Source organism: Alterotamlana spongicola, from assembly GCF_035818475.1.
Classification (GTDB): Bacteria; Bacteroidota; Bacteroidia; order Flavobacteriales; family Flavobacteriaceae; genus Cognatitamlana.
Map to the genome: position 1 here is coordinate 2,430,649 of NZ_JAYMGV010000001.1, position 24,600 is coordinate 2,455,248.

A 24,600-nucleotide genomic window follows, 5' to 3' on the forward strand; every position below is an offset into this window, starting at 1 on the left:
ACATATATTCTGTTCAATTCAACGTATTTATCCCTGTTTTAATAAGCATCTGAGTTATTTTGCTCTATATTACGCTTTGTTTCAGAATTAAAAGGCCAATCTTTAATAATGTTTAACCCTAAGAGCATATTATATTTTATCGGTTTTGCCATAGCCCTATGCCAACCTATTCAAACTCAAAATATAGCACCAACCTTGACTGCAACAGGAAATCAAGGGTATTGCCCGTTAAATCAGATTAATATTGTCACGGATTTTGATATTAGTGATGAGGATGATACGGAAATAGAGGGGCTGTTCGTTCAAATATCTACGGGGTATGTCCAGAGAGAAGATTCACTAACCTTGACCGGAAGTCACCCTACTATTGTAACGTCGTGGAGTGTTGTAGAAGGCAAACTAACCCTAAAAGGAATAGCCGGGGCTCTGGTTAGCTATACCGATCTCATTGCAGCAATAAAAGATGTTGTTTTTCAAAGTACAAGTAATCAACCGTCAGATAAGGGATTTTCTATTACTATTGGCGATGCCAATTACTTGCCACAAACAGGGCATTATTATGAGTATGTACCTGCATTGGGAATAACCTGGACAGACGCCAAAGTTGCAGCCGAAAATAAAACTTATTTTGGACTTCAAGGCTATTTAGCAACCATAACATCAGCAGAAGAAGCTCAGTTGTCAGGAGAGCAGGCAGCCGGAGCGGGTTGGATAGGAGGAAGTGATAGCGAAACAGATGACGTTTGGAAATGGGTAACCGGACCTGAAGCCGGTACTATTTTTTGGAATGGCGAGATTGGTGGCTCTACACCTAATTTTGCATTTTGGAATGCCGATGAACCCAATGACTGGGGAGGGGGTGAGAATTATGCTCATGTTACAGCCCCGGGGATTGGTGTTCCCGGATCATGGAATGATTTAACTAATACCGGGGCTTCTAGCGGGCCCTATCAGCCCAAGGGTTATATTGTGGAGTATGGCGGCATGCCGGGGGAAACGGCTCCGGATATTTCAGCGAGTACTAATATATATTACAAAAATAACAAGTACCACACCAGTAACAATTTGCGGTAGTGGAACGGGGAGTTTAAGTGCAGAGGCATCTGTTGGAGATGTGTTGTGGTTTGATACACTAACAAGTACTACACCCTTGTTTAAAGGAGATACCTATACCACACCAAATATTAGTGCTTCAACAACCTATTATGCATTGGCATCAATAAATGATTGTATAGAGGGAGTGCGTGTGGCTGTTGAGGCTACAGTAACTTCAATTCCTGTCATAAGTTCAGTTACAGATGATTTGGTTTGCGAATTAGGATCGGGGACATTATTAGCAACAGCATCTGCCGGTACAATAAATTGGTATGAATCACCTACTGGAGGTATTTCTGTAGGTACCGGAACGTCTTTTACCACTCCGGTTTTAAATAGCACCACTAACTATTATGTGGATGCTACAGTGAATGACTGTACAACAACCATTAGAACCCCAGTGGTTTTAACAGTGCAAAAAACAGATTTGCCTACAGGAAACTCTAATCAAAGTTTCTGTGATATAGATCATGCCACTGTTGCTGATTTAATGGCTAACGGAACAGATATTCAATGGTATAGCTCCAGTTCAGGAGGTACGGCTCTTAGCTTAACTGATACCTTGACTTCTTCAATTTACTATGCGTCACAAATAATTAACACTTGCGAAAGCCCTGCACGTTTGCCAGTAACTGTTTTAATTCATGAAACAGTAGTACCTCCAACTCTGGCAGATATTCCACTTATTCAATTATGTGATGATGATTTAGACGGAGATGATGCTAATGGCTTTACTACTTTTGATTTAACAACAAACCAGTCTGTCATTTTAAACGGTAAATCAGATTCAGACTTTACACTTCGTTACTTTTTTACAGACATATCAGGAACTAAAATTGAAATACTATCTCCCAAAACCTTTATTAATACTGTTAAGGATACACAAATCATTGATGTAAGAATTGAAAATAAGGCTAGTACTACCTGTTATACGGAGACCTCTTTTACCATTAGAGTAAATGCCTTACCTGTAATAAACAGTTCTATAGATTTTAAAAATTGTGACTCCGATGGTAACCCTGATGGTTTTACTAATTTTAATCTAAATGAAGCGGATGGCTTTATTACTAATAATGCCACCGGGTTGAACATATCCTATCATTTAAGTCGTTCTGAAGCCGATTCTAACACAGGAGCTATTAATGCAAGTGCGTTTAACAATAGCAATAGTATTTCAAATATGGTATATGCACGTGTTGAGACTAGTTTGGGTTGCCATAGGATATGCGACGTTAATTTACAGGTTTCGGCAACTTCTTTTTCACCGGATTTTTATGAAGAGCTTGAGTTATGTGATTATGATGGTTTAAATGATGGGTATCATGAATTTGACCTAAGCCTGGCAACTGGTACATTAATGGCTGAACTTCCTGCCGGGCAAAATTTAACCATTAGCTATTATAGAAATGCGGAAGATGCCCAATTAGAGCAGAATGAAATCATTGGAGTTTATAGAAATGAAGTACCCTATTCACAGCCTGTTTATGTACGGGTAGAGAGTGAAGATAATGGGGCGTGTTTTGGTATAGGGCCACATTTACTTTTGACCGTTAATCCGTTGCCGGAATTTGAGATTGACCAAACGGAGGTTTATTGTTTGGATAATACATCAATCTCCCTGTTTACTTTTAATCCTAAAGGTGATTATACTTATGAATGGACAGATGAAAATGGAGCGGTAGTAAGTACAGAAGCTAATGTTTCTGTAAATACTGGAGGTGTATATAATGTCATTGCTACTTCTGACTATGGATGTGAGTCTGAGTCAGTTCGTTTTGAGGTTGTGGAGTCTGCTATTGCAAACATTGGCCTTGATGATATTAAGATTGTTGAACTATCTGATAACAATAGTATTGAAATAAATAACAGCAATAATAATTTAGGGATAGGAGACTATGAATTTGCTTTAAATGATATTAATGGCCCATATAAAGGTGATCCTTATTTTGATAGAGTGGGTGCGGGTACTCATATAATCTATGTAAGGGATAAGAATAAATGTGGTATTGCTGAGTTAGAGGTTTTTATTCTTGGATTTCCTAAATATTTTACTCCAAACGGGGATACATTTAATGAAACGTGGCAAATAAAAGGTTTAGGTAATGATTATACCAATGCCTCAAAAGTTAGTATTTATGATCGCTATGGAAAGCTAATTAAGCAATTAAGCGCTAAAAATGGGTTTTGGGATGGAACTTTTAATGGGCAGGTCTTACCCAATTCTGATTATTGGTTTGTAGCCAAATTAGACCATATTACTGCAGGAGTGAAAATATTTAAAGGACATTTTAGTTTATTACGTTGATTTGTTAATGTTCAATGTAATAGAAACAAAAAAGAGGATGTTATTAACTAAGCACCCTCTTTTTATTCGTTGTTAATTTTATTTAATATAGATCCTTTATTTTTTGAAGCTTTGCTTTCAAAAGTTCTAATGAAGTCCTATGTTTTTTAATATTTTGATGAACTTCTTTCACTAAAGGATTGTCATCATCTACATTGGTGAAAAACTGTAAATTATTTTCCAGTTGATTAATTTGACTTTTAACTTCATCTATTTTTTTACGAATAAATGTACGCTCATTATCCAAGTTCCTGTTATCGTCAGAATTATTAAGAGAATCTAATTTGTTCTCATACTTAATCATTTCTGCTTCAGTTTTATCTAATTTCAACCCTTTCAACAGACTGTCAATAGTTTTTTGAAATTTCCCATCTATATAACGCTTATCATTAGGAACGCGACCTATAGATTGCCATACCTTAATTTGCTCCTTGATAACCTTAATGCCCTCTTCCTTTTCTTCAGATAATTTTAACTCTTTTAAGCTATTAAGTAAATCATTCTTTTTGTTGTAGGCGTCAATTTGCTCCTTGCTGGCAGCATTTCTTTTGGCATGAATTCTATCAAAATAGTGGTTACAGGCAGCTTTGAACTGTTTCCAGATTTTGTCACTGTCCTTTCTTGGAACATGACCAATTTTCTTCCAGTCACTTTGAATCTTTTTCATCAAAGGAGTAACTGTTTCAAAATCTTCACTATCCTTATTGTCTTCAGCTATTTTAATAAGTTCTAATTTGAGCTGAAGATTTTTATATTGCTCTTTTTTAAGGCCTTTATAAAAAGCATTCTTTCGTCTGTTAAAGCTTCTAACGGCCTCTTTAAACTTAGCCCAAGTAGCTTCATTTACTTTGATGGGTACTTTACCAGCATTAAAAAAGGCTTCTCTAAATGCTTCAACTTGCTTGATTTTCTTTTGCCAAGATCCATGAGAACCACTTTCTTGAGCACCTACAGCTTCAATATTTGCAATGATTTCAAGCTTATTCTCTAAGTTTTTTTCATAAACCTTATCTATTTCCTGATAATAGATATGGCGTTTGTCATTAATTATTTTAGTAGCGGCTTTAAAGCGTTCCCAGATGTCTTCGCGATGCTCTTTACCAACAGGGCCAAGCTCTTCTTTCCACATCTTGTGTAACTCCTGTAATTCCCTAAAAGCACGCATTACATTATCATCTTTAGCTAATTCTTCAGCACGTTCAATAATTAACAGCTTTTTTTCTAAATTATGCTTAAAATCTAAATCACGTAGGTCTCTGTTTAAATGTAGAAAATCATAAAATAGCTCTACATGATGGTGATAACTATTCCAGGCATTATTGTATTTATCTCTTGGTATAGGTCCTGTATTTCTCCAACGCTCCTGAAGCTCTTTAAAGTGTTTATATGTAGAATTGATATTTTCTTCAACATTTATTAAGCCCTTTAACTCTTCAATAATGGTTAATTTGTCTGCTAAATTTTGCTTTAAGTTTTTTTCTAAACTTTGGTAATGCTCATTTAGTTTTGCCCGATAAGACTTATAAGCTTCTTTGTACCTCCGTTGTACGGGAGATGAATAATAAAAATCAATTTCATTACCGCCATCATTGATAAAGTCTTCTTTCTTCTCGTCAATTAAGGCTTGAAATTTTAATTTGAATTCGGTATTTATAGCGTTGACATGAGATCGTATAGCTTGTACTTTTTCGTTTTTAACAAGCTTTTCTAATTCAATAGCAAGTGCTTCCAGAGACATCGTATCATAGTCCTTAACCTCTATCTTATGTCTGTCTTTATTGCCTTCATCTTCAGCATCTTCAGCATTGGATTGTTCAATTTCATTTATGACTTCATCATGCTCTTCTGGAGTATTTGAGATTTTGTCATCACTATCAATATTGTCAGATGATTCAACAACGTCATCATTTATCTTTGAAGCTTCACTAGGTGTAGGTTCAATGTTTTTATCTATTTCTGTTGAATGCTCACTAGGAATGTTTTCATCAATTCCTTCTACTTTATTAATATCAGACATTTTAAAAAATGTTAAGGTTCGCTAATTTTTCTTTAGTCATTAAAGATACTAACAAGTATAGTATTTACAAAGCACTGTTAAGGGTTTTAATTATAATGTAAGAAGTTTTACTTTAAATTCCATATGGACCAGGCTTTTTCAGCTTGTAATTTCAACATATTTAAGCCATTTATTGTGGTAGCCTGCTTTTGTTTGCCATATTTCAGGAAGGTTGTTTCTTCAGGATTATAAATCAAATCAAACAGAATATGGTCTTTACTTATACTGCGATAGGGAATATTTGGGCAATTATCAATATTTGGAAATGTGCCTAAAGGTGTACAATTAATGATAATTTGATGGTTTTCAATATCTTGATTAGTTAAAGTGTCATAAGAAAATTTAATACCGGATGATAGCTTTCTGGAAACATACTCATAATCAATATTTAATTCACGCAAACTATAAGCAATGGCCTTACTGGCTCCACCGGTTCCTAAAATTAGAGCGTTTTTATGGTTTGGTTTTAAATAAGGCTGTAAAGATTTTTTAAAGCCATAACAATCTGTATTATATCCAATTAACTTGCCTTTTTTGGTTATTTTAATTGTGTTTACTGCTCCTATAGCTTTAGCTTTTTTATTTAACTTATCTAAAAATGGAATAACTTGTTCTTTATATGGTATAGTAACGTTAAGGCCTTTTAAATTTTTAGTTTCATTGATAATAGAAGGAAATAAGTCAATGGTCTCAATATCAAAATTATCATATGATGTGTCATCAATCTGTTCATTTTCAAATTTCTTTTTGAAGTATGATCTTGAAAATGAATATGAAATATGTCTTCCTAGTAATCCTAATTTGTTCATTTAATTCTCCTTGTTTTTTGTCCATACCATTCTAAGGCTAAAACTATGGTAATACCCAGTATAATAAAAGCAATAGCATAATATGTTTCTGAATTTAATTCAGGTTTATAGCGTTGATAGTTTTCTATAATTTTTTCACCTCTGGAGTCTAGAAGAAAACTACCATTTTCTTGTATTTTATAAAGGGTTTTTTTCCATGGCCATACTACGCCTAAGGAGCCCACTATAAAGCCAATTATTGATGAAAGCGTTATGCTTTTGTAATGTTTTAGAATATAGCTGAGTAGGTGAGAAAAGGTTACTAAGCCGGTTACTGAACCTAATGTGAAAACACCTAAAACTTTGAGTGTTCTTATTCGATTTGGGTTGTCTATAAAATTAAAATCTCCGGTTAGAATCTCTGATACTGTATCATATAAAGCATTTACAGAATCTACTAATAATAATACATAATTGCCCAAAAGAATGAGTATAAATGATCCTGAAAATCCAGGAAGTGTCATGCCGGAAACACTTATAATTCCACAAAAGAAAACAAACCAAAGATTATCGTTCTCTTTTGCTGGATTTAAAAAACTAATGCTAACACCCACAATAATACCAATGACTAGTGACGTATAAGTCTTATAATTCCAATCATTAAAATCTTTGTGGATATAATATATAGAACCTACTATCATTCCAAAAAACACACTCCAAATATATAGTTCATAATGTTCTAATAGATAGTCCAGAACTTTAGAGACACTAAAATAACTTACTATCATTCCAAAGAAGAGTAGGCTTAAAAAACGGCCATTTATATATCTGAAAAAGCTTTTAAACCGTCCGTTAAAGAGTAAAGCAAAGGCTTTTCTATTTACCTTTTTTAGAGAATAGATAAATTCTTCATAGAATCCGGCAACAAATGCAACAACACCTCCTGAAACTCCGGGAACCTTATTTGCTGCACCCATACCTAATCCTTTTAAAATTAGAAATAATTTATCGCTAAATGTTCTGGTGCTTTGCATTATTGTTTTTTAGAGCCTAGTTTTTCAAGAATAAAAATAATTAAAAAACCTAAAATCATTAATACTATTGCCCATAGTAATTGATTGTCTCCTTCAAATGAAAAAGGAGAAATACTCTTTTCTAAAAAAGGAGTTTTTTCGTTATGAGAATCTATACGCCAGGTTAAGGTTTTTTTCCATGGCCATATTTTATTGAGTGAGCCTATCATAAAACCGGTAAGTATCGCAAGGGTTGTATTTTTTTTATTTTGAAACATCCAGTTAAGTATTTTAGAAAATACTTTTAAACCAATAACAGCCCCTATTGCCAGAAGTAAAAAGTTAATAAAGGCCTCCTTAAATAACTCAAAATTGCTTTTTGCAATACCCTCAAGCAGATTATTAATAGTGTTAATTGCTGTTTGATATGCGCCCAGAATAAGTAAAATAAAGGCACCGGAAACTCCGGGTAAGATCATGGCTATTATAGCTATAAATCCACAGAACAAAAGGTATACAGAGCTATCTGGCGAGGCAAAGGGCTCTGCTAAAGTTATCCAATAGGATAGTATGGTGGTTACAGCAATGGCAATAAGAGTAAGTATGTTCCAACTTTTAATTTGCTTTGCAATATATATGATACTGGATAGTACTAAGCCAAAAAAGAAGGCCCATAATAAGGTAGGTTCATTTATAAGTAGCCATTTAATCACCTTTGCAAGAGATAAAATACTGATTGCTATTCCAGAGAATAAGGCCAGAAGGAAATTTCCATTTATGGAATGCCATGCAACCTTAAACCCTGAGGTTTTCCAAATTTTAAAAACGTCAAGACTAAGGTTGTCCAGGCTTTTTATGAGCTCTTCGTATATACCGGAAATAAAAGCTATTGTTCCTCCTGAAACCCCAGGAATTACATCAGCTGCTCCCATAGCCACTCCTTTAACCGTAATAATTAAATACTCTTTTAAGCGTCTTTGCATTTTTGGTTTTTTAGCGAAAACCAAAGGTATTCATTTTAATTAAACGTTTTACTTAAAGGTTAGCTTTTAGTAAGTTTTTTACCAAAACTCTATTTGATACTTTAGGGAAAAGTTCGTCTATAATAAAGGTGTATTCCTGATTATATCTCAAACCGTTTTTTAAATGGAATGTGCCTTTATCATTTTCATTTATTAAAAAATATAATCCCGCTAAGCGATATTCTATTTCTGCGTTTTCTGGATAAAACTCTATAGCTTGCTCGAAGTTGTAAATTGCAGCTTCCGGTTCTCCAAGTTTAATTAATAGGTCCCCTCTGGATAACCAAGTGTTTAATTCATAATTACCAAGTTCTAAGGTTTTTTTGAAACCCCGTTCTGCTTCTTCATAAAAATTAAGCCTTTGGTTTATTTGAGAATATAATTTCCAATAAATAACATTCTCTGAATCAATATTAATAGCTTTATTAATGTAATAAAGTGCTTTTTGGTAGTTCTTTTTTTTGTTATAAAACTTTGTAATTGCTATCCAGCCTTTGTCCAATAGTGGGTCCTCATGTACTGTTCTGTCAAAATATTGAAGTGCTAAATCTTCATTGTCCAGCTTTTCATAACAGCTCCCGATCCGTAATAGTGCAAATGATGTGGGGTCATCTAATTTTAAAGTAATATTATAGTTTTCAATGGCATCTTCATAGCGTTTTAGCTGCTCTAGAACTTTACCACGTTCAAGATAAGCTCCTACAAAAGTGTCATCGGATATAATAGCAAAATCAAATGCCGTTAGTGCTTTCCTGTAATCCTTTAAAATAAAATATTGCTTTCCTAATTGATGCCATGCCACTTCACAATACGGGTTTTTATCTAAGAACATGTTCAAATAAGAGATAGCATCTTCATTTTGGTTTAAAAACTCAAAACAATAAATAACATTATATAAAGCAGAGTAATCCTCCAGATCTGATTCCAGGCATTTCATAAAATAGGCTTTTGCTTCTTCAAAATTATCAAGAAACAAATACTCCATACCTATTAGTGAATATAAATCTATGGCATCATCGGTAAGTTCAAGAGCATGTTTTAATACTTCAATAGCTTTTAAATGCTCATCTTTTTTTGAGTAGATATTGGCTTTTTGAATAAAGAGTTCTTCATTTGTTGGATCTAAGCCGTATAATTCATTTAGCAAATCATCAGCTTCAATTAGCTTATCTTCAAAAACATATATTTCAACTTTAAAAAGCCTTAAGTTAATAGATGTTGGATGCTGACCTAGTCCTAGTTTAATAGCTTTTTTAGCTAAAGCAATTTTACCTTGGTTAAGATAGTGGTGAATGATGTTTTCAAATTCTTCAGAATCGAAGAATAAAACATGATTGGTTTTTAGCATCGATTCAAATTTGGTAAGTGGCAAATTTTTGTTGTCATCACGACTATACTCCATAAGCACATTTATAAGGTTCTACCTGAATAAATTTAAGATTCTATTTGGTTGCTAATCGTGGAAGGAACAAATGTTTTTAACAAAGTAATCAACAAAATACAGGCTTCTTTTTGTTTGTTCTTTCTTTTTGATTGATTTTCAATACCTTATAAAGGTTTATTCTGTAAGGATTTCGTCTAAAATATTGATTATAACCTTGCACCCTTTGGTTATTTCTGTGTTAGATATGGTTAAAGGCGGTGTTATTCGTACAGCTTTGGGTTCAAAAAGCAGCCAGAAAAGTATCAATCCTAACTTTTGGGCTTTTAAAATTAAAGTATTTGTAATAGTTTCAGAAGGCGTTATTATAGCTAACATCAGCCCTTTACCTCTAATATCTTTAATCAATGGATGTACTAAGAGTTTGCGAAAAAGTTGCTCTTTTTCAAGAGCTTGCTCCATTAAATTAGTCTCCGTAATTTCTTTTAGGGTGGCAAGTGCAGATGCAGCAATTACCGGGTGGCCTCCAAAAGTGGTAATGTGTCCCAGCTTGGGGTTGTCTTGTAATAGATCCATTAATTTGCTTGATGTTGTAAAAGCCCCTATAGGCATACCGCCTCCCAAACCCTTTCCTGTTACCAGAATATCTGGAATGCAATTATAATGTTCAAAACCAAATAGTTTACCTGTTCTGCCAATTCCAGGTTGTATTTCATCTAAAATTAAAAGTGCTCCAACCGCATTGCACCTATGCCTGATTTTCTTTAAGTAACCCGCTATAGGCTCAATAAAACCAGCTCCGCCCTGGATGGTTTCTAATATTACACAAGCCGTTTTCTCTGTTATTTGATTTAAATCCGATTCCTTATTAAAAGTAATAAATCTAACATCGGGTAAAAGCGGCCTGAAAGCCTGTTTCCTGTCTTCAAATCCCATGACACTCATAGATCCCATGGTATTTCCATGATAAGCTTTATGTGCTGCTATAGTTTCTGTTCTTCCCGTGGCACGTTTTGCTAATTTTAATGCCCCTTCAATGGCCTCTGTTCCGGAGTTGGTCAGGTATGTTTTTTCTAATGGATGGGGTAGGTTACTAGCTATTAGCTTTGCAAGATCTACAGCAGGTTTTTGAATATATTCTCCGTAAACCATAACATGCATATACTTATCCAGTTGAGTTTTAACAGCATTAACTACATTGGGGTTATTATGCCCCAGCGGGCATGCCGAAACACCGGCTATAAAATCCAAATAAGCTTTATTGTCAGTGTCATAAATATATGAACCTTCAGCATGTGAAACCTCTAAAGCCAATGGATGCGGGGTGGTTTGTGCCTGATATTTAAAAAAATCTGATGTCATTTTTTGCTTTTATCAACATCAACAGGTTTTTGATGCGTCTCTTTTTTATTGGAGACCTTTAATGAATCGGTTGGTGATTTTGATGGCAGGTTGCGTGATGCTTTAGAAACAGTGTCTTTGTTGGTTTTTGCGTGGTCTTCTGCCTGTTTAACCCGATCCAGCATAGCCTGGTCTACAAAATCTTCCTGTGGAATATAATCATCCAATCCTTTTATTACCGGAAGATTTAAAGGCGGATCGTCTTTAAATAAATCTTCAACACTTCTTGGGCGCTCTTCTTCCCGCCAGTCAAATCCCTTGAGAAATCTTTCTTTTTCAGGATATTTGGATTCCGGATACAGGTTGCCGTTAATTTGATTATACCTGGTGTACTCTTCAATTTCACCATCGGCAAATAACATGGAAATGCTACCGGACTTAGCCTTGTCAATCCCAATAAGTTCCTGTAAATCGTTTCTGGCGTAAAAAATAGATTCTGCATTTTTGGTAATATCAACCTGCCTTAGTTCGTTTTTGTCATTAAATAACCCAACAAGGCGCAAACCGTAAATTTGGTTATAACCATTGTCACTAATAGTATCCTTACTTATAATAAAGGCGTTTTCAAAAACCAGGAGTGAATCTATTTTTTCTGTTTCGTTATTGGAAATCAAGTGAATGGTGTCACCGGTCATCTGGTTTTCTAGGTTCCACATGATCGGTTTTCGTTTTGTGGAAAACTTGTCACCAGACTTAAAACGAGAGATGTTAATGAGTTTGGTTAACCCTGTTTTTTGGCTTGAGAATATAGAATCTGATTTTCCGCTTAGATCAGATTTGTAAATCTTGGCATTGTAATAAGCATTAATGATTCTGTTATCTTCTTTACCTGTTACCATAATTTTATCGGCATGGATATAAACAGAGTCCTTTTCCTGAATGGTAATGGCTAAGGCACGTTTGGTAATAAATAAGGAATCTTTTTCTTTAAAAACTTCAGCATAATGCCCTTTTATGATGCTTTTGTTTATGGTATCCGTTACTTTAATATTGTTAGAAGCAGAGGCAAATTTTCGGGTATCATCAAAATACAGACTGTCCCCTTCAATTATTCTATTGTCATAATCAATCCGGGCATTTTTAAGAGCGTATCCCACTTCATTTTCGGTGTCATAAAACCCGTTTTCACAATACGTTTTACTATTTTCGGTAGTTATGGTTGAAGGGCCAAATAAATAAGCATGCCCGGTGTCTGAATAAAAGTCAAAGTAATCTGAATTGATCTTAGAGTCGTTATTGACCATAACCACATCTTTAACAAATTGATATTTTTTAATATCCATATAGTAGCGCCCTATTCTGCTGGTAATAGTACCTGAAGAGTCCTTTACAACCGTACCGCCGCTCCTGTAAAAGGCTTGTTGCTTTACCCGATCAAAATATAAAGTGTCTGATGAGATGGTAGAATTAGGGTCTTCCAAAACCACATCTCCACTGGCAAATGCTAGTTGTGTAATACCGCTGTACTCTACATACTGTGAATTCACGTTGATGGTATCTCCTTGCTTAATGTTTACATTGCCATAAGCCTCAATAAAGTTTTCCTGACTATAGTGAATAGCTTTATCACACCACATATTTGCCCCGCCATGCACTATATGTACCTGCTGGGCGTCATCACGGGTTAGGATTTTGGCTCCGGGATAGTTTTCTTCGTCAATAGTTAGTTTTCCGGCGTATTCAATTTCAATTTTCTTTTTTGATTGAGCCTGGCCTGAGAAGACAGTACCTAAACTTATAAATAGTATAAAAAGTAAAACCTGTGGTTTGTTCAAAATATAAAAAGTTTGTCGCAAAAATAACGATTAAAATGATGTTTTATGATGTTGAAACAAAAAACGCTCCAAATTAATTTGGAGCGTTTTTTTATGATTTATATTATTTTCAATTTCTAAAAATAGTCTGTTTTCTGTCTGGTCCTACAGATACAATGGTAATAGGAATTTCCAGTTCTTTTTCTAAAAATGCGATATAGTCATTAAGCGCCTGTGGCATTTGAGAAGCTTCAGACATCTCTGTTAAGTCTTCATTCCATCCGCTAAAATCAGTGTATACCGGTTCTACATTTTCCGGTTCAATATTATACGGTAAATGAGAAATAGTTTCACCATTATATTTATAAGCAGTACATACTTTTAAGGTCTTAAAGCCTGAAAGTACATCACCTTTCATCATCATTAATTGTGTAACACCATTAACTTGGCAGGCATATTTAAGCGCTACAAGGTCTAACCAACCACAACGTCTTGGACGTCCGGTAGTAGCACCAAATTCATGACCAACACGCGCCATGGTTTCTCCGTCTTTATCAAATAGTTCCGTTGGGAAAGGTCCAGATCCTACACGGGTAGTGTAAGCTTTAAAAATACCAAATACTTCGCCTATATGATTAGGGGCAACACCTAATCCGGTACAAGCTCCTGCGGCAGTGGTGTTACTTGAGGTTACAAATGGGTAAGTTCCAAAATCAATATCTAAAAGTGAGCCTTGGGCGCCTTCGGCCAAAATAGTTTGTCCTGACTTTTGTGCTTGATAAATATACTCTTCAGAATCTATGAACTTTAAAGACTTTAAAACCTCAATGGCCTTGAAAAACTCAGCTTCCAACTCTTCCAGGTTATATTGAATATCTACATCATAAAATGCAATCATGGATTCGTGCTTATCGGCCAAAGCTCTGTAACGTTCTTTCCAATCACTGAGTTCCAGATCACCTACACGAATACCGTTTCTACCGGTTTTATCCATATATGTTGGCCCAATACCTTTAAGTGTAGACCCTATTTTGGCTTTGCCTTTTGACGCTTCACTTGCGGCATCCAACAAACGGTGTGTTGGTAATATAATATGTGCTTTACGAGAAATGAGCAATGATTTTCTAAAATCAACATCCTGTTCTTCTAACTTATCAAGTTCGCCTTTAAAAATCACTGGATCTATAACGACACCGTTTCCTACCAGGTTTATAGCCTCATCATGAAATATTCCGGATGGAATAGTATGTAATACATGTTTCCTGCCGTTAAAAACCAAAGTGTGCCCTGCATTTGGCCCGCCTTGAAAACGTGCTATGATGTTGTAGTTTGATGTTAATACGTCAACAATTTTCCCTTTGCCTTCGTCGCCCCATTGTAATCCTAGTAGTAAATCTACTGCCATTGTAAAAATTAGTTATTTGTTGTTGATTTTCTATTTCCGTAAAAATAGAGTGAGTGGTTAGTTATTTCAATATCGAAAATTTCTTCGATTGTTTTTTTTATTGATTGAATTCTAGGGTCACAAAACTCAATAACTTCTCCGGTATCAGTAAGAATAACATGGTCATGCTGCCTGTCAAAATAAGACTTTTCATAATGAGCCTGATTTTGTCCAAACTGATGCTTTCTTACTAATCCGCATTCAAGAAGCAGTTCTATAGTATTGTAAAGTGTTGCTCGAGACACCCGATACTTTTTGTTTTTCATATTAAGATATAAAGACTCTATATCAAAATGTTCATTGCTATTGTAAATTTCTTGAAGAATAGCATAGCGTTCAGGAGTTTTTCGGTGTCCATTACTTTCTAAAAAGCTTGTAAAAACACTTTTAACTATCTCTTGATTTTTTGTATCTGGCTTTGTACTCATAATTGCGTGGCAAATTTACACTTTTTTTACACTCTACTAACCTTATCTATACCATTAATTTTTTTGAGTTTTTCTAAAAGCTTTTTTATAATGGTATTATTTTTTACAACTATATTAATATTTCCTGAAAATAATCCATCGTGACTTTCAAAACTAATACTTTTCATATTCACATGCATATTTTCTGAAATGATGCTTGTAACATCATTAACCAGTCCAATGTGATCTATACCCGTAACCCTGATTTTTGCCAAAAATTCCTCCTGAGAAGAATCAATCCATTTGGCAGACATAATCCTATACGCGTAGTTAGATTGCAAACTTAAAGCATTAGGGCAGTTTTTTTTGTGCACTTTAATACCTTCTGAAACTGTCAAGAAGCCAAAAACATTATCTCCTGGAATTGGATTACAGCAATTGGATAATTTATAATCCAATTTTTCTTCATCTTTTCCAAAAACCAGTAAGTCATAATTGGTAGTGACTTCATTTTTATCAAGCTGCTCTTTAGGAACATTGGCTTTTCTGCTGATTTTATTTTTAATAAAACTCATCAGAGCATTGCTTCTGGAGGACGCAAAATTTTTCAGCATGGTGTTGTCAATAGAGCCAATACCAACACGATAAAATAAGTCTAGGCTGGTTTTTAATTTGAAATAGTTTACCAATTGATTAATACTGCTCTCATTTAAATTGATTTTGAGCTGCTTTAGTTTTCTACGTAAAATTTCTTTGCCATCTTCTCCAATCCGTTTTTTATCTTCTTTTAGTGCCGATTTAATTTTACTTCTGGCTCTGGCCGTGGTTGAATAATCTAACCAGTTGGCATTAGGTTTAGAGGTTTCTGAGGTTAATATTTCTACCTGATCTCCGGTTTCTAAAACATGACTTAAGGGTACTAATTTTCCGTTTACTTTTGCGCCTCTGGTTTTCATACCAACTTCAGTATGAATACTGAAAGCAAAATCTAAAGAGGTAGCGCCTTTTGGAAGTGATTTTAAATCACCATGTGGTGTAAAAACATAGATCTCTTGCGAGTATAGGTTAAGTTTAAATTGTTCTACAAAATCAACCGCGTTAGTCTCAGGGTTTTCAAGAGCTTCCTGTAATCTGTTGATCCAGTTTTCCAAACTGTCTTCCCGCTCAGCACCTTGTTTGTATTTATAATGTGCTGCATAACCTTTCTCTGCAATTTCATTCATGCGCTCGCTACGTACTTGAACTTCTACCCACCTGCCTTTTGGGCCCATTACCGTTATATGTAACGCTTCATATCCGGTAGATTTTGGAGAGGTAATCCAATCTCTTAATCGCATGGGGTTAGGTCTAAAGTGATCAGTAACTACAGAATAAATTTTCCAAGCAATAAACTTTTCATCAACTTCATCACTTTCATAGATAATCCTGATTGCGAATTTGTCGTAAACTTCATCAAAAGAAACCCCTTGATTTAGCATTTTTCTCCTGATTGAGAAAATGGATTTAGGACGTCCCTTTACAGTGTAGTTAAAGTTTTCTTTGTCAAGCGAATTTTTTATGACATTACTAAACTCTTTTATATAAAGATCCTGTTCTTCTTTACTTTCTTTAATCTTGTTTAAAATGTCATTATATACATCGGGCTCCGTATATTTTAAACTTAGATCTTCAAGTTGAGTCTTAATATTATACAGACCTATACGATGTGCTAAAGGCGCATATATGTATAAGGTTTCAGATGCAATTTTGTCCTGCTTGTCGGGGCGCATGGCATCCATAGTTTGCATATTATGGAGCCGGTCTGCAATTTTTATAATAATAACACGTACATCATCATTAAGCGTTAGAAGCATTTTGCGGAAATTTTCTGCTTGTAAAGAGACGTCCATGTCTTTTTCTTTACTTAGAGAAGATATTTTGGTAAGCCCGTCTACAATAGTAGCTATAGTTTTTCCAAACTTTTTTTCAATATCTTTAATTTCGTAATCAGGACTGTCTTCTACAACATCATGAAGAAGTGCCGCAGCAATTGATGTGGCATCCAAACCTATTTCTTGTGCTACAATTTTAGCAACTGCTATAGGGTGAAAAATATAAGCTTCGCCAGATTTTCTGCGCTGATCTTTATGGCCATCTAAAGCGACCTCAAAAGCACTCCTGATTAATTTCTTATCTTCTTTGGACAGGGTAGTGTAACTAACCTTTAGTAGTTCTTTGTACGCTTTAGCAATGGTTGCATTTTCCTTTTCTATATCTTCTTCTGTCATAAGATTAAAAATAAGATAAAGAATATTACCAGCCAACCCTAAGATGGGTTTTTATTGTCATTTTTTGGCTAACGGGCGTTTAAGAAGTTGTATAATTGCTTCATAGCTTTTCCTCTGTGTCCGATACTGTTTTTTAAGCTTAGCTCCATTTCGGCAAATGTCTTATCAAACCCGAGAGGTTTGAATATAGGATCATATCCAAAACCTTTTTGACCTTGTTTGATCTTTGTTATTTCGCCTTTACAAATACCGGTAAATATTTTAGTCTCTCCATTTAAATGCAGAGCAATTACTGTTTTAAATTGAGCATTTCTGTTGTCAAATTGTTGTAACTCAGTCAGGACTTTGTTCATATTATCATCAGCATTTCGCTGCTTACCAGCATATCTGGCAGAATACACTCCTGGAGCTCCTGAGAGGGCTTCAATTTCTAATCCCGTGTCATCTGCAAAACAATCAAAACCATATTTGGACTTTATGTATTCTGCTTTTTGAATAGCATTACCTTCTATGGTGTTTTGAGTTTCAGGAATGTCCTCAAAACATTCTATATCTTTTAAACTTAAAAGTTTTATATGGCTAGGAATTAGGGTTTGAACTTCTTTAAGTTTATTTAAGTTGTTGGTGGCGAAAACGAGTTGCATGCAATCAAAGATTATATATTGAACAAATTTATAACTATAATGAATGAAATGAAAACAAGAATAGGACCTAATTTAACTAAAAAATTAAAAGTATTTTATGATTTTTGTTCATTTAAGTTGTTTTAAAAACTTGTATCTTTCCAATGTAATAATAATATAAAAAGAGAACGAATATGACAGTAAACATTCAGTATGTAGGCGTAGATGTAAGTGAAACACTTTCGGCTTTTACTAGGGATAAGTTAGAAAAGATTTTTAACAGATACGAGTTTTTAATAAGTGCAGCAGTTCATTTTAAAATGGATGAAAAAGATTATAATGAAGGTAAAATATGTAATATTGAACTGAGTTTACCGGGGCCTAGAATCTTTGCTACGTCTAATGAGCGTAACTTTGAAGTATCGGTTAGAGAAACAATAAGTGATTTAGAACGTCAGCTCAAAAAAAGAAAACAAGTTTATAAAACACATTAACGGTGATGGTAAGGTTCATTTTTTAAAATAGTGAATCCTCTGTAAAGTTGCTCAATAAAAAATAAGCGAATCATTTGATGGGAAAATGTCATTTTAGATAATGATACTTTCCCATTTGATTTTTTATAAACTTCTTCAGAAAAACCATAAGGCCCACCAATAGCAAATACCAGTTGTTTAATACCGGAATTCATATGTTTTTGTAAATACGAAGAAAACAAAATGGAATCAAATTGTTTGCCGTTTTCATCAAGTAATATTAAGGTGTCTGTAGTGTTGAGCCTCCCTAAAATAAGCGCCCCTTCTTTTTGTTTTTGCTGTGTTTCGCTTAAATGTTTAGTGTTCTTTATATCTGGAATTATATCTAGATTAAACTTCACATAATGTCCCAGACGTTTGGTGTAATCTTCAATTAATGTGAGAAGGTGCTTGTTGTCAGTTTTGCCAATGGCAATTAATTTAATCGTCATAAAATCAAAATTATGATTTAGTCTTTACGAATAATGTATTAAAATTATAAAAAAATAGAAAATTCGTAAATGTAAAACTTATTTTAGCAAATCAATTTATTATTTTTGCTGCAAATTAGAATAAAATATGATTACACAAGAGCAATTTGACACAGAAGTAAAAAATATAATTGCTAATGCAATACGGGAAGATGTCGGGGATGGAGACCATAGTTCATTGGCATGTATCCCTGAAAATGCAAGAGGAAAGGCAAAACTTTTAGTAAAAGATAAAGGAGTTATAGGGGGAGTCAATTTTGCAAAAAAAGTATTTGCTTACGTAGATAAAAACCTAAAACTGGATGTGCGTATAGAAGACGGTACAGAGGTAACTTATGGAGATGTTGTCATGTATATAGAGGGACCGTCACAATCTATATTAAAAGCAGAAAGAACGGTTTTAAATGCTATGCAGCGTATGAGCGCTATTGCAACTAAAACCAGAACATTTGTTAATTTAATTGAAGGTACTAAAACCAGGATTTTAGATACGCGTAAAACTACACCCGGTATTAGAGTATTAGAAAAATGGGCAGTTAAAATAGGAGGAGGTGAAAATCATAGATTTGCACTGTATGATATGATTATGTTAAAGGATAATCATATTGACTTTGCTGGTGGTATTACAAAAGCCATTGAAATGACTAAACAATATTTAAGAGAAACCGGAAAAGATCTGCAAATTATGGTTGAAGCCAGAGACCTGATCGAGGTGGAGGAGATTTTAAAAAACGAAGGGATCTATAGAATATTGCTGGATAATTTTGATTATGAAGATACACGAAAAGCTGTTAAACTGATTGGTGATCAGTGTTTGATTGAATCTTCTGGTAATATCAATGAAACTACTATACGCCATTATGCAGAATGTGGTGTTAATTATATTTCTTGCGGTGCGTTAACACATTCGGTGCATAATATGGACTTGAGTTTAAAAGCAATGAAATAAAATTTAACTATCCTTTAATAGCGTATAAATACCATAAAGACATTCTAATTTTAATAACTTTGCTCAAACACAAAGCAATTTATTAATGACCAAACCCATTGAAGACAAACTAGATAAACTTCCTGTAATCAATGTCTTTGTGCGTTTATTAAAGAAAATTAAGCTTCCGGGTTTAGAAGGGCTATCTTTTTACGACTTGCTGGAGCTTTATGTCATTGGGGTGGTTAAGGGCGCACTTACAACAAGGGCTAGTGCTATAGCATTTAGTTTTTTTACTGCAATATTTCCGTTTTTGCTGTTCGTTTTAATCATAATTCCATACATCCCTATAGAAGGGTTTAAGGTTGAATTTTTAGAATTTTTAGAATCGTTTTTACCCCCAAGTACATCAGATTTTTTCTTTGAAAATATATTTGAAAATATAGACAAATCACAACGAGGTGGGTTACTGTCATCGGTTTTTTTATTATCAATACTTTTAATGGCAAATGGTGTTAATGCTATTTTTTCAGGGTTTGAGAATTCGTATCATGAGCAATTAACGCGTAGTGTTTATAAACAATATTTTTATGCCTTAAGTATTGCGTTGATTTTAGCTTTTTTACTCATTGTTACTATAGCTGTTTTAGGGTATTTTGAAATTTATATTGTACAAGGGGTATTACAGGCTTTAGAAGATCGAGGTTATGACTTTGATTCCAATGGGGTATTATGGACAAATGTTGTAAAATATGTGTTTTTTGTAATCATGGTCTATCTTGCCACTGCAACATTGTATTATTTTGGCACTAGAGAAGGCAGACATTCTAAGTTTTTTTCTGTTGGAGCTCTTTTCACAACATTACTTATCATTTTAACATCATATTTATTTGGTGTGTATATTGAGAATTTTAGCCAGTATAATAAGTTGTATGGTTCTATAGGCGCTTTGTTAATCCTCTTGTTTTATTTATGGCTAAATGCTAATATTTTACTATTGGGTTATGAGCTTAATGCCTCTTTGAATAAACTGAGAAAAGGTCATTAGTTTATGCAGTATTTTATTGATGTTATTATTCCCATTCCACTCAAAAAGTTGTTTACTTATAGGGTTGCAACTCCAGAAGCTGATTTTTTAAAGCCCGGAATGCGGGTTGCGGTGCCTTTTGGAAAATCTAAGATCTATACGGGAATAGTTTGTCGTATTCATAATGAGTCTCCCAAGGCTTATGAAGCAAAAGATATTCAACAAATTTTAGATAATGAACCTGTAGTTAATAATACACAATTAAGTTTGTGGAAATGGATAGCTAGTTATTATATGTGTACTATGGGAGATGTGATGCGGGCAGCTTTACCTAGTGCATTTATATTAGAAAGCGAAACGGTTGTTAGTAAAAATAGTGTTAAAAATATTGATGAATCTATTTTAAAAGATGATGAGTTTTTAATTTATGAAGCTTTGCATCATCAGTCCTCATTAAAAATTCATGATGTTTCTAACATTCTAAACAAAAAGAATGTATTACCAGTAATTAAAAGCCTGATTGAAAAAGAAGCTATTTTTGTTGAAGAGGAAGTTTATGAAAAATACAAGCCAAAATTAGTACGATATGTAAAACTACATGCTAATTTTTCTTCTGAAAAGGCACTGCAAACATTGTTGAATGATTTAAGTAGAGCGCCTAAACAACGAGATGTTGTTTTGACTTTGTTTTCAATTTCAGCAAAAACAAAAAAGCCAGTAAAGGTTTCAGATTTATCTACTGAAAGTGGAGCTTCTAAATCAATTATAAAAGCTTTAATTGATAAAGGTGTTTTGGAAGCGTATCGTATTCAAACGGATAGGGTTCAATATTCAGAAAATCATACAGAATCCACTAAAAACCTAAATGAGCATCAAAAAACAGCTCTAAATGAAATAAAAAAATCTTTTGAAACATATGATGTTACGTTGTTACATGGTGTGACTTCTTCTGGTAAAACTGAAGTTTATGTAAAGCTTATAGAAGATGTAATCAATGAAGGCAAACAAGTACTGTATTTACTTCCTGAAATAGCATTGACAGCTCAATTAATAACTCGTCTTCAAAACTATTTTGGAGAAAAAGTAGCTGTGTTCCATTCCAAATATTCCGTTCATGAGCGAGTTGAGGTCTGGAATAATGTTCTGCATAATGCGGAGAAATCTCAAATAATCCTTGGGGCACGGTCCTCTATATTTTTACCGTTTCAAAGTCTGGGTTTAATCATAGTTGATGAAGAGCATGAACAATCTTTTAAACAATTTGATCCGGCACCACGATACCATGCCCGAGATACTGCTGTAGTGCTTGCAGGGATGTTTCAGGCAAAAGTTTTGTTGGGTTCAGCAACGCCAAGTTTAGAAAGTTATTTTAATGCAAAGCAGAACAAGTATGGTTTTGTTGAAATCCTGTATAGGTATAACAATGTTTTGATGCCTGATATTGAATTGATAGACATTAAGGATAAGCTAAAAAAGAAGCGTATGCATGGCCATTTTAGTGATAGGCTAGTTGAAGAAATGACTGAGACTTTAGGAGATGGCCATCAGGTTATCCTGTTTCAGAATCGCCGTGGTTTTTCACCAATTGTAGAATGTAAAACCTGTGGGCATTCGCCACAATGTCCAAATTGTGATGTGAGCTTAACCTATCATCAATATAAAAATCAATTACGGTGTCATTATTGTGGTTATGCTATGGCCATGTTAAAAGATTGTATGGCATGTGGTGGCCAGGATATAGACAATAAAGGTTTTGGCACAGAGCAGATAGAAGAAGAGGTGAAAATGTTATTTCCGGACTATAAAGTGGCTCGTATGGATTTAGACACTACACGTGGTAAATATGGTTATGAAAAGATTATTACGGCAATAGAGCAACAGGAGGTTGATATTTTGGTAGGTACTCAAATGCTTACTAAAGGATTAGATTTTAGAAATGTGAAGTTAGTAGGCATAATGAACGCCGATAGTATGCTGAATTTCCCTGATTTTAGAGCACATGAACGCAGTTTTCAATTGATGTTGCAAGTATCAGGTAGAGCCGGGCGTACAGACCAACGCGGAAAAGTGTTGATTCAAACGTTTAATCCACATCATAATATTTTACAACAGGTATCTACAAATAATTATATGGATATGTTTGATGAACAAATGAACGACCGGTATAATTATAAATACCCACCAATTTACAAGCAGGTTAAAATCACATTAAAACATAAAGATTATAACAAAACCGAAATGGCATCCATTTGGTATGCTAAATCTTTAAGGCAGGTATTTGGAAATTTTGTCCTTGGTCCTGAAGCACCCCCAATTGCAAGAATCAGAAATCAGTTTCACAAAAATATTTTAGTAAAGATTCCCAAAAAACAATCTTTGGCAAAAACAAAAGAAGCTATTATTAAAATAAACAATAGCTTCATGAGTATAAAAGATTTTCGGTCGGTTAAGGTAATTTTAAATGTCGATAACTTTTAGTTTTAGTGAATTTTAAACTCTAAATATTATTTAAAGCATCAACAAGTTGGGTCTTTTTATTTCTACTTAGGGGGATTTCATAAGCGCCAACTTCAACATTTTTACTGTTAAACCTGTCAATCTTATCCAGATTAACAATATAAGATTTGTGAATTCTTAAAAATTTGCCTTCCGGTAATTCAGCTTCAAAAGATTTCATTGTAGATAAAACGACCAGACTGTTTTCTTCGGTAACCAATTTCACATAATCACCAAGTGCTTCAATCCATTTAATATCCTTAATATATACTTTACGCTTTTTAAGATTACTTTTTACAAAAATATGCTCACCATCTTCTTCTTTAAAGTCCTGAGTCAATCTATGTTGTTCCAGAGCTTTATCTACAGAAGTATTGAAGCGTTCTTTAGTAATGGGTTTGTGTAAATAATCGGTAGCATCATAATTAAATGCTTTAAAAGCATATTCGGTTTTACCGGTTACAAAAATAATTTGAGGTTTGTTGTTTAATACGTCTAACAGTTCAAATCCATTTAGCACTGGCATTTCAATGTCTAAAAAAATTAAATCTACTTGATGCGTATTTAAACCATTTTTTGTTTCTAAAGCACTACTGTACTCTGCAATTAAGTTTAGAGACGGGTGATTCTCGACTAACTTAACTATAGAGAGACGTTGTATTGCTGAATCGTCTACTACTACACAGTTTAAAGTCATAACATTTTATATTATTTCGGTTAAGATATCGACAATAGTACGAAAAATTCGGCTAAAAACCAAAAAACATCGGTAAAGTGCTTGTTTTAACATAATTTTAACACTTCTTATCTGATGTTACTGTACTGTTAAATAAGGCGGAAGAATATTGCGTAATATATAGAAATTATTTATTTTTGCAGCCAATTTTTAACAATAAAAACGATTTTTATGAATCATTATGAAACTGTTTTCATCTTAAATCCCGTTTTATCTGAAGATCAGATAAAGGAAACAGTAAAGAAATATGAAGATTTTCTTGTTTCTAACGGCGCTAAGATGGTATCAAAAGAAGATTGGGGGCTTAAAAAATTAGCTTACCCAATACAAAACAAGAAAAGTGGATTTTACCACTTATTTGAGTACGCCGTGTCTGGTGAAGTTATTGACGCTTTAGAAGTAGAGTTTAGACGTGATGAGCGTTTTATGCGTTACCTAACTGTAAAGTTAGATAAACACGCCATTTCCTGGGCAGAGAGAAGAAGAGAAAAACTTAAACAAAAAGCTTAATTATGTCATCAATAGAACAACAGTCAAAAGGAAAGAAAGACGGTGAAATTAGATATTTAACACCGCTTAATATTGAAACTAATAAGCAAAAGAAATACTGTCGTTTCAAAAAATCTGGTATTAAATATATTGACTATAAAGACCCAGATTTCTTATTAAAATTTGTAAACGAGCAAGGTAAGATTTTACCAAGACGTTTAACAGGAACTTCATTAAAGTATCAAAGAAAAGTGTCTGTTGCAGTAAAAAGAGCACGTCACTTGGCATTGATGCCTTATGTAGCTGATTTATTAAAATAAAATACA

Annotated in this window: 21 protein-coding genes; 8 read left to right on the forward strand and 13 right to left on the reverse strand. The window is 33.9% G+C overall.

Annotation, left to right across the window (positions count from 1 at the left end; translation table 11 throughout):
• The first annotated feature begins 108 nt into the window (after positions 1–108).
• Together VOI54_RS10450 and VOI54_RS10455 are read left to right on the forward strand one after the other, a co-directional pair.
• Complete coding sequence (locus VOI54_RS10450) at positions 109–1,074, forward strand: C-type lectin domain-containing protein (protein WP_326282736.1); 966 nt, start codon at positions 109–111, stop codon at positions 1,072–1,074.
• Complete coding sequence (locus VOI54_RS10455; protein WP_326282737.1) at positions 977–3,400, forward strand: T9SS type B sorting domain-containing protein; 2,424 nt, start codon at positions 977–979, stop codon at positions 3,398–3,400. The genes VOI54_RS10450 and VOI54_RS10455 overlap by 98 nt, the downstream gene beginning before the upstream one ends.
• Before the next feature lie 82 nt (positions 3,401–3,482).
• Here VOI54_RS10455 and VOI54_RS10460 read toward each other — a convergent pair whose 3' ends face one another.
• The 11 genes from VOI54_RS10460 to VOI54_RS10510 all read right to left on the reverse strand — a co-directional run bounded on the left by VOI54_RS10460 (position 3,483) and on the right by VOI54_RS10510 (position 17,616).
• On the reverse strand, positions 3,483–5,456 hold the full coding sequence (locus VOI54_RS10460; RefSeq protein ID WP_326282738.1) for a DUF349 domain-containing protein: 1,974 nt from the start codon (positions 5,454–5,456) through the stop codon (positions 3,483–3,485).
• A gap of 107 nt (positions 5,457–5,563) precedes the next feature.
• Positions 5,564–6,304 (reverse strand): shikimate dehydrogenase family protein, encoded by a 741-nt coding sequence (locus tag VOI54_RS10465; protein WP_326282739.1) that lies wholly within the window; start codon positions 6,302–6,304, stop codon positions 5,564–5,566.
• Entirely contained in the window at positions 6,301–7,317 is a 1,017-nt protein-coding gene (locus VOI54_RS10470) for a DUF368 domain-containing protein (RefSeq protein ID WP_326282740.1), read from the reverse strand. Before VOI54_RS10470 ends, VOI54_RS10465 begins: the two co-directional genes overlap by 4 nt.
• Positions 7,317–8,279 (reverse strand): DUF368 domain-containing protein, encoded by a 963-nt coding sequence (locus VOI54_RS10475; RefSeq protein WP_326282741.1) that lies wholly within the window; start codon positions 8,277–8,279, stop codon positions 7,317–7,319. The genes VOI54_RS10470 and VOI54_RS10475 overlap by 1 nt, the downstream gene beginning before the upstream one ends.
• A 52-nt stretch (positions 8,280–8,331) precedes the next feature.
• On the reverse strand, positions 8,332–9,720 hold the full coding sequence (locus tag VOI54_RS10480) for a tetratricopeptide repeat protein (RefSeq protein WP_326282742.1): 1,389 nt from the start codon (positions 9,718–9,720) through the stop codon (positions 8,332–8,334).
• A gap of 156 nt (positions 9,721–9,876) precedes the next feature.
• On the reverse strand, positions 9,877–11,061 hold the full coding sequence (locus VOI54_RS10485) for an aspartate aminotransferase family protein (protein WP_326282743.1): 1,185 nt from the start codon (positions 11,059–11,061) through the stop codon (positions 9,877–9,879).
• On the reverse strand, positions 11,058–12,875 hold the full coding sequence (locus tag VOI54_RS10490; RefSeq protein ID WP_326282744.1) for an OstA-like protein: 1,818 nt from the start codon (positions 12,873–12,875) through the stop codon (positions 11,058–11,060). Before VOI54_RS10490 ends, VOI54_RS10485 begins: the two co-directional genes overlap by 4 nt.
• Positions 12,876–12,984: 109 nt before the next feature.
• Positions 12,985–14,259 carry an adenylosuccinate synthase gene (locus VOI54_RS10495; RefSeq protein WP_326282745.1) on the reverse strand — a complete coding sequence of 425 codons (1,275 nt, stop codon included), beginning with the start codon at positions 14,257–14,259 and terminating at the stop codon, positions 12,985–12,987.
• A gap of 8 nt (positions 14,260–14,267) precedes the next feature.
• Positions 14,268–14,726 carry a Fur family transcriptional regulator gene (locus VOI54_RS10500; RefSeq protein ID WP_326282746.1) on the reverse strand — a complete coding sequence of 153 codons (459 nt, stop codon included), beginning with the start codon at positions 14,724–14,726 and terminating at the stop codon, positions 14,268–14,270.
• Positions 14,727–14,752: 26 nt separating this feature from the next.
• On the reverse strand, positions 14,753–16,972 hold the full coding sequence (locus VOI54_RS10505; protein WP_326282747.1) for a RelA/SpoT family protein: 2,220 nt from the start codon (positions 16,970–16,972) through the stop codon (positions 14,753–14,755).
• 68 nt (positions 16,973–17,040) lie between these two features.
• A complete protein-coding gene (locus VOI54_RS10510; RefSeq protein WP_326282748.1) occupies positions 17,041–17,616 on the reverse strand; it encodes a non-canonical purine NTP diphosphatase in 576 nt (191 codons plus the stop codon).
• Between the two features lie 173 nt (positions 17,617–17,789).
• Here VOI54_RS10510 and hpf point away from each other — a divergent pair, with 173 nt between their 5' ends.
• Positions 17,790–18,089 carry a ribosome hibernation-promoting factor, HPF/YfiA family gene (gene hpf / locus VOI54_RS10515; RefSeq protein ID WP_326282749.1) on the forward strand — a complete coding sequence of 100 codons (300 nt, stop codon included), beginning with the start codon at positions 17,790–17,792 and terminating at the stop codon, positions 18,087–18,089.
• Here hpf and rlmH read toward each other — a convergent pair.
• The gene (gene rlmH, locus VOI54_RS10520; RefSeq protein WP_326282750.1) at positions 18,086–18,559 is read right to left on the reverse strand and encodes a 23S rRNA (pseudouridine(1915)-N(3))-methyltransferase RlmH; all 474 of its coding nucleotides are present in this window, start codon (positions 18,557–18,559) and stop codon (positions 18,086–18,088) included. The two genes, hpf and rlmH, sit on opposite strands and share 4 nt — an antisense overlap.
• Before the next feature lie 127 nt (positions 18,560–18,686).
• Between rlmH and nadC the strand changes: the two genes are divergently transcribed.
• From nadC to priA, 3 genes are all read left to right on the forward strand, one after another.
• Positions 18,687–19,547, forward strand: coding sequence for a carboxylating nicotinate-nucleotide diphosphorylase (nadC, locus tag VOI54_RS10525; protein ID WP_326282751.1), 861 nt, complete (start codon positions 18,687–18,689; stop codon positions 19,545–19,547).
• An 85-nt stretch (positions 19,548–19,632) separates the two neighbouring features.
• Positions 19,633–20,574, forward strand: coding sequence for a YihY/virulence factor BrkB family protein (locus VOI54_RS10530; RefSeq protein WP_326282752.1), 942 nt, complete (start codon positions 19,633–19,635; stop codon positions 20,572–20,574).
• Positions 20,575–20,577: 3 nt separating this feature from the next.
• Positions 20,578–23,031 (forward strand): replication restart helicase PriA, encoded by a 2,454-nt coding sequence (priA, locus tag VOI54_RS10535; RefSeq protein ID WP_326282753.1) that lies wholly within the window; start codon positions 20,578–20,580, stop codon positions 23,029–23,031.
• Between the two features lie 19 nt (positions 23,032–23,050).
• Here priA and VOI54_RS10540 read toward each other — a convergent pair whose 3' ends face one another.
• Positions 23,051–23,746, reverse strand: a complete 696-nt coding sequence (locus VOI54_RS10540) for a LytR/AlgR family response regulator transcription factor (protein ID WP_326282754.1) — start codon at positions 23,744–23,746, stop codon at positions 23,051–23,053.
• Positions 23,747–23,956: 210 nt separating this feature from the next.
• On the opposite strand from VOI54_RS10540, the gene rpsF reads away from it, so the two are divergent.
• Both rpsF and rpsR read left to right on the forward strand, forming a co-directional pair.
• Positions 23,957–24,295 (forward strand): 30S ribosomal protein S6, encoded by a 339-nt coding sequence (gene rpsF, locus VOI54_RS10545; protein ID WP_326282755.1) that lies wholly within the window; start codon positions 23,957–23,959, stop codon positions 24,293–24,295.
• 2 nt (positions 24,296–24,297) lie between these two features.
• Positions 24,298–24,594: a 30S ribosomal protein S18 gene (gene rpsR / locus VOI54_RS10550; protein ID WP_019388303.1), complete on the forward strand. Its 297-nt coding sequence runs from the start codon at positions 24,298–24,300 to the stop codon at positions 24,592–24,594.
• Positions 24,595–24,600: the final 6 nt, after the last annotated feature.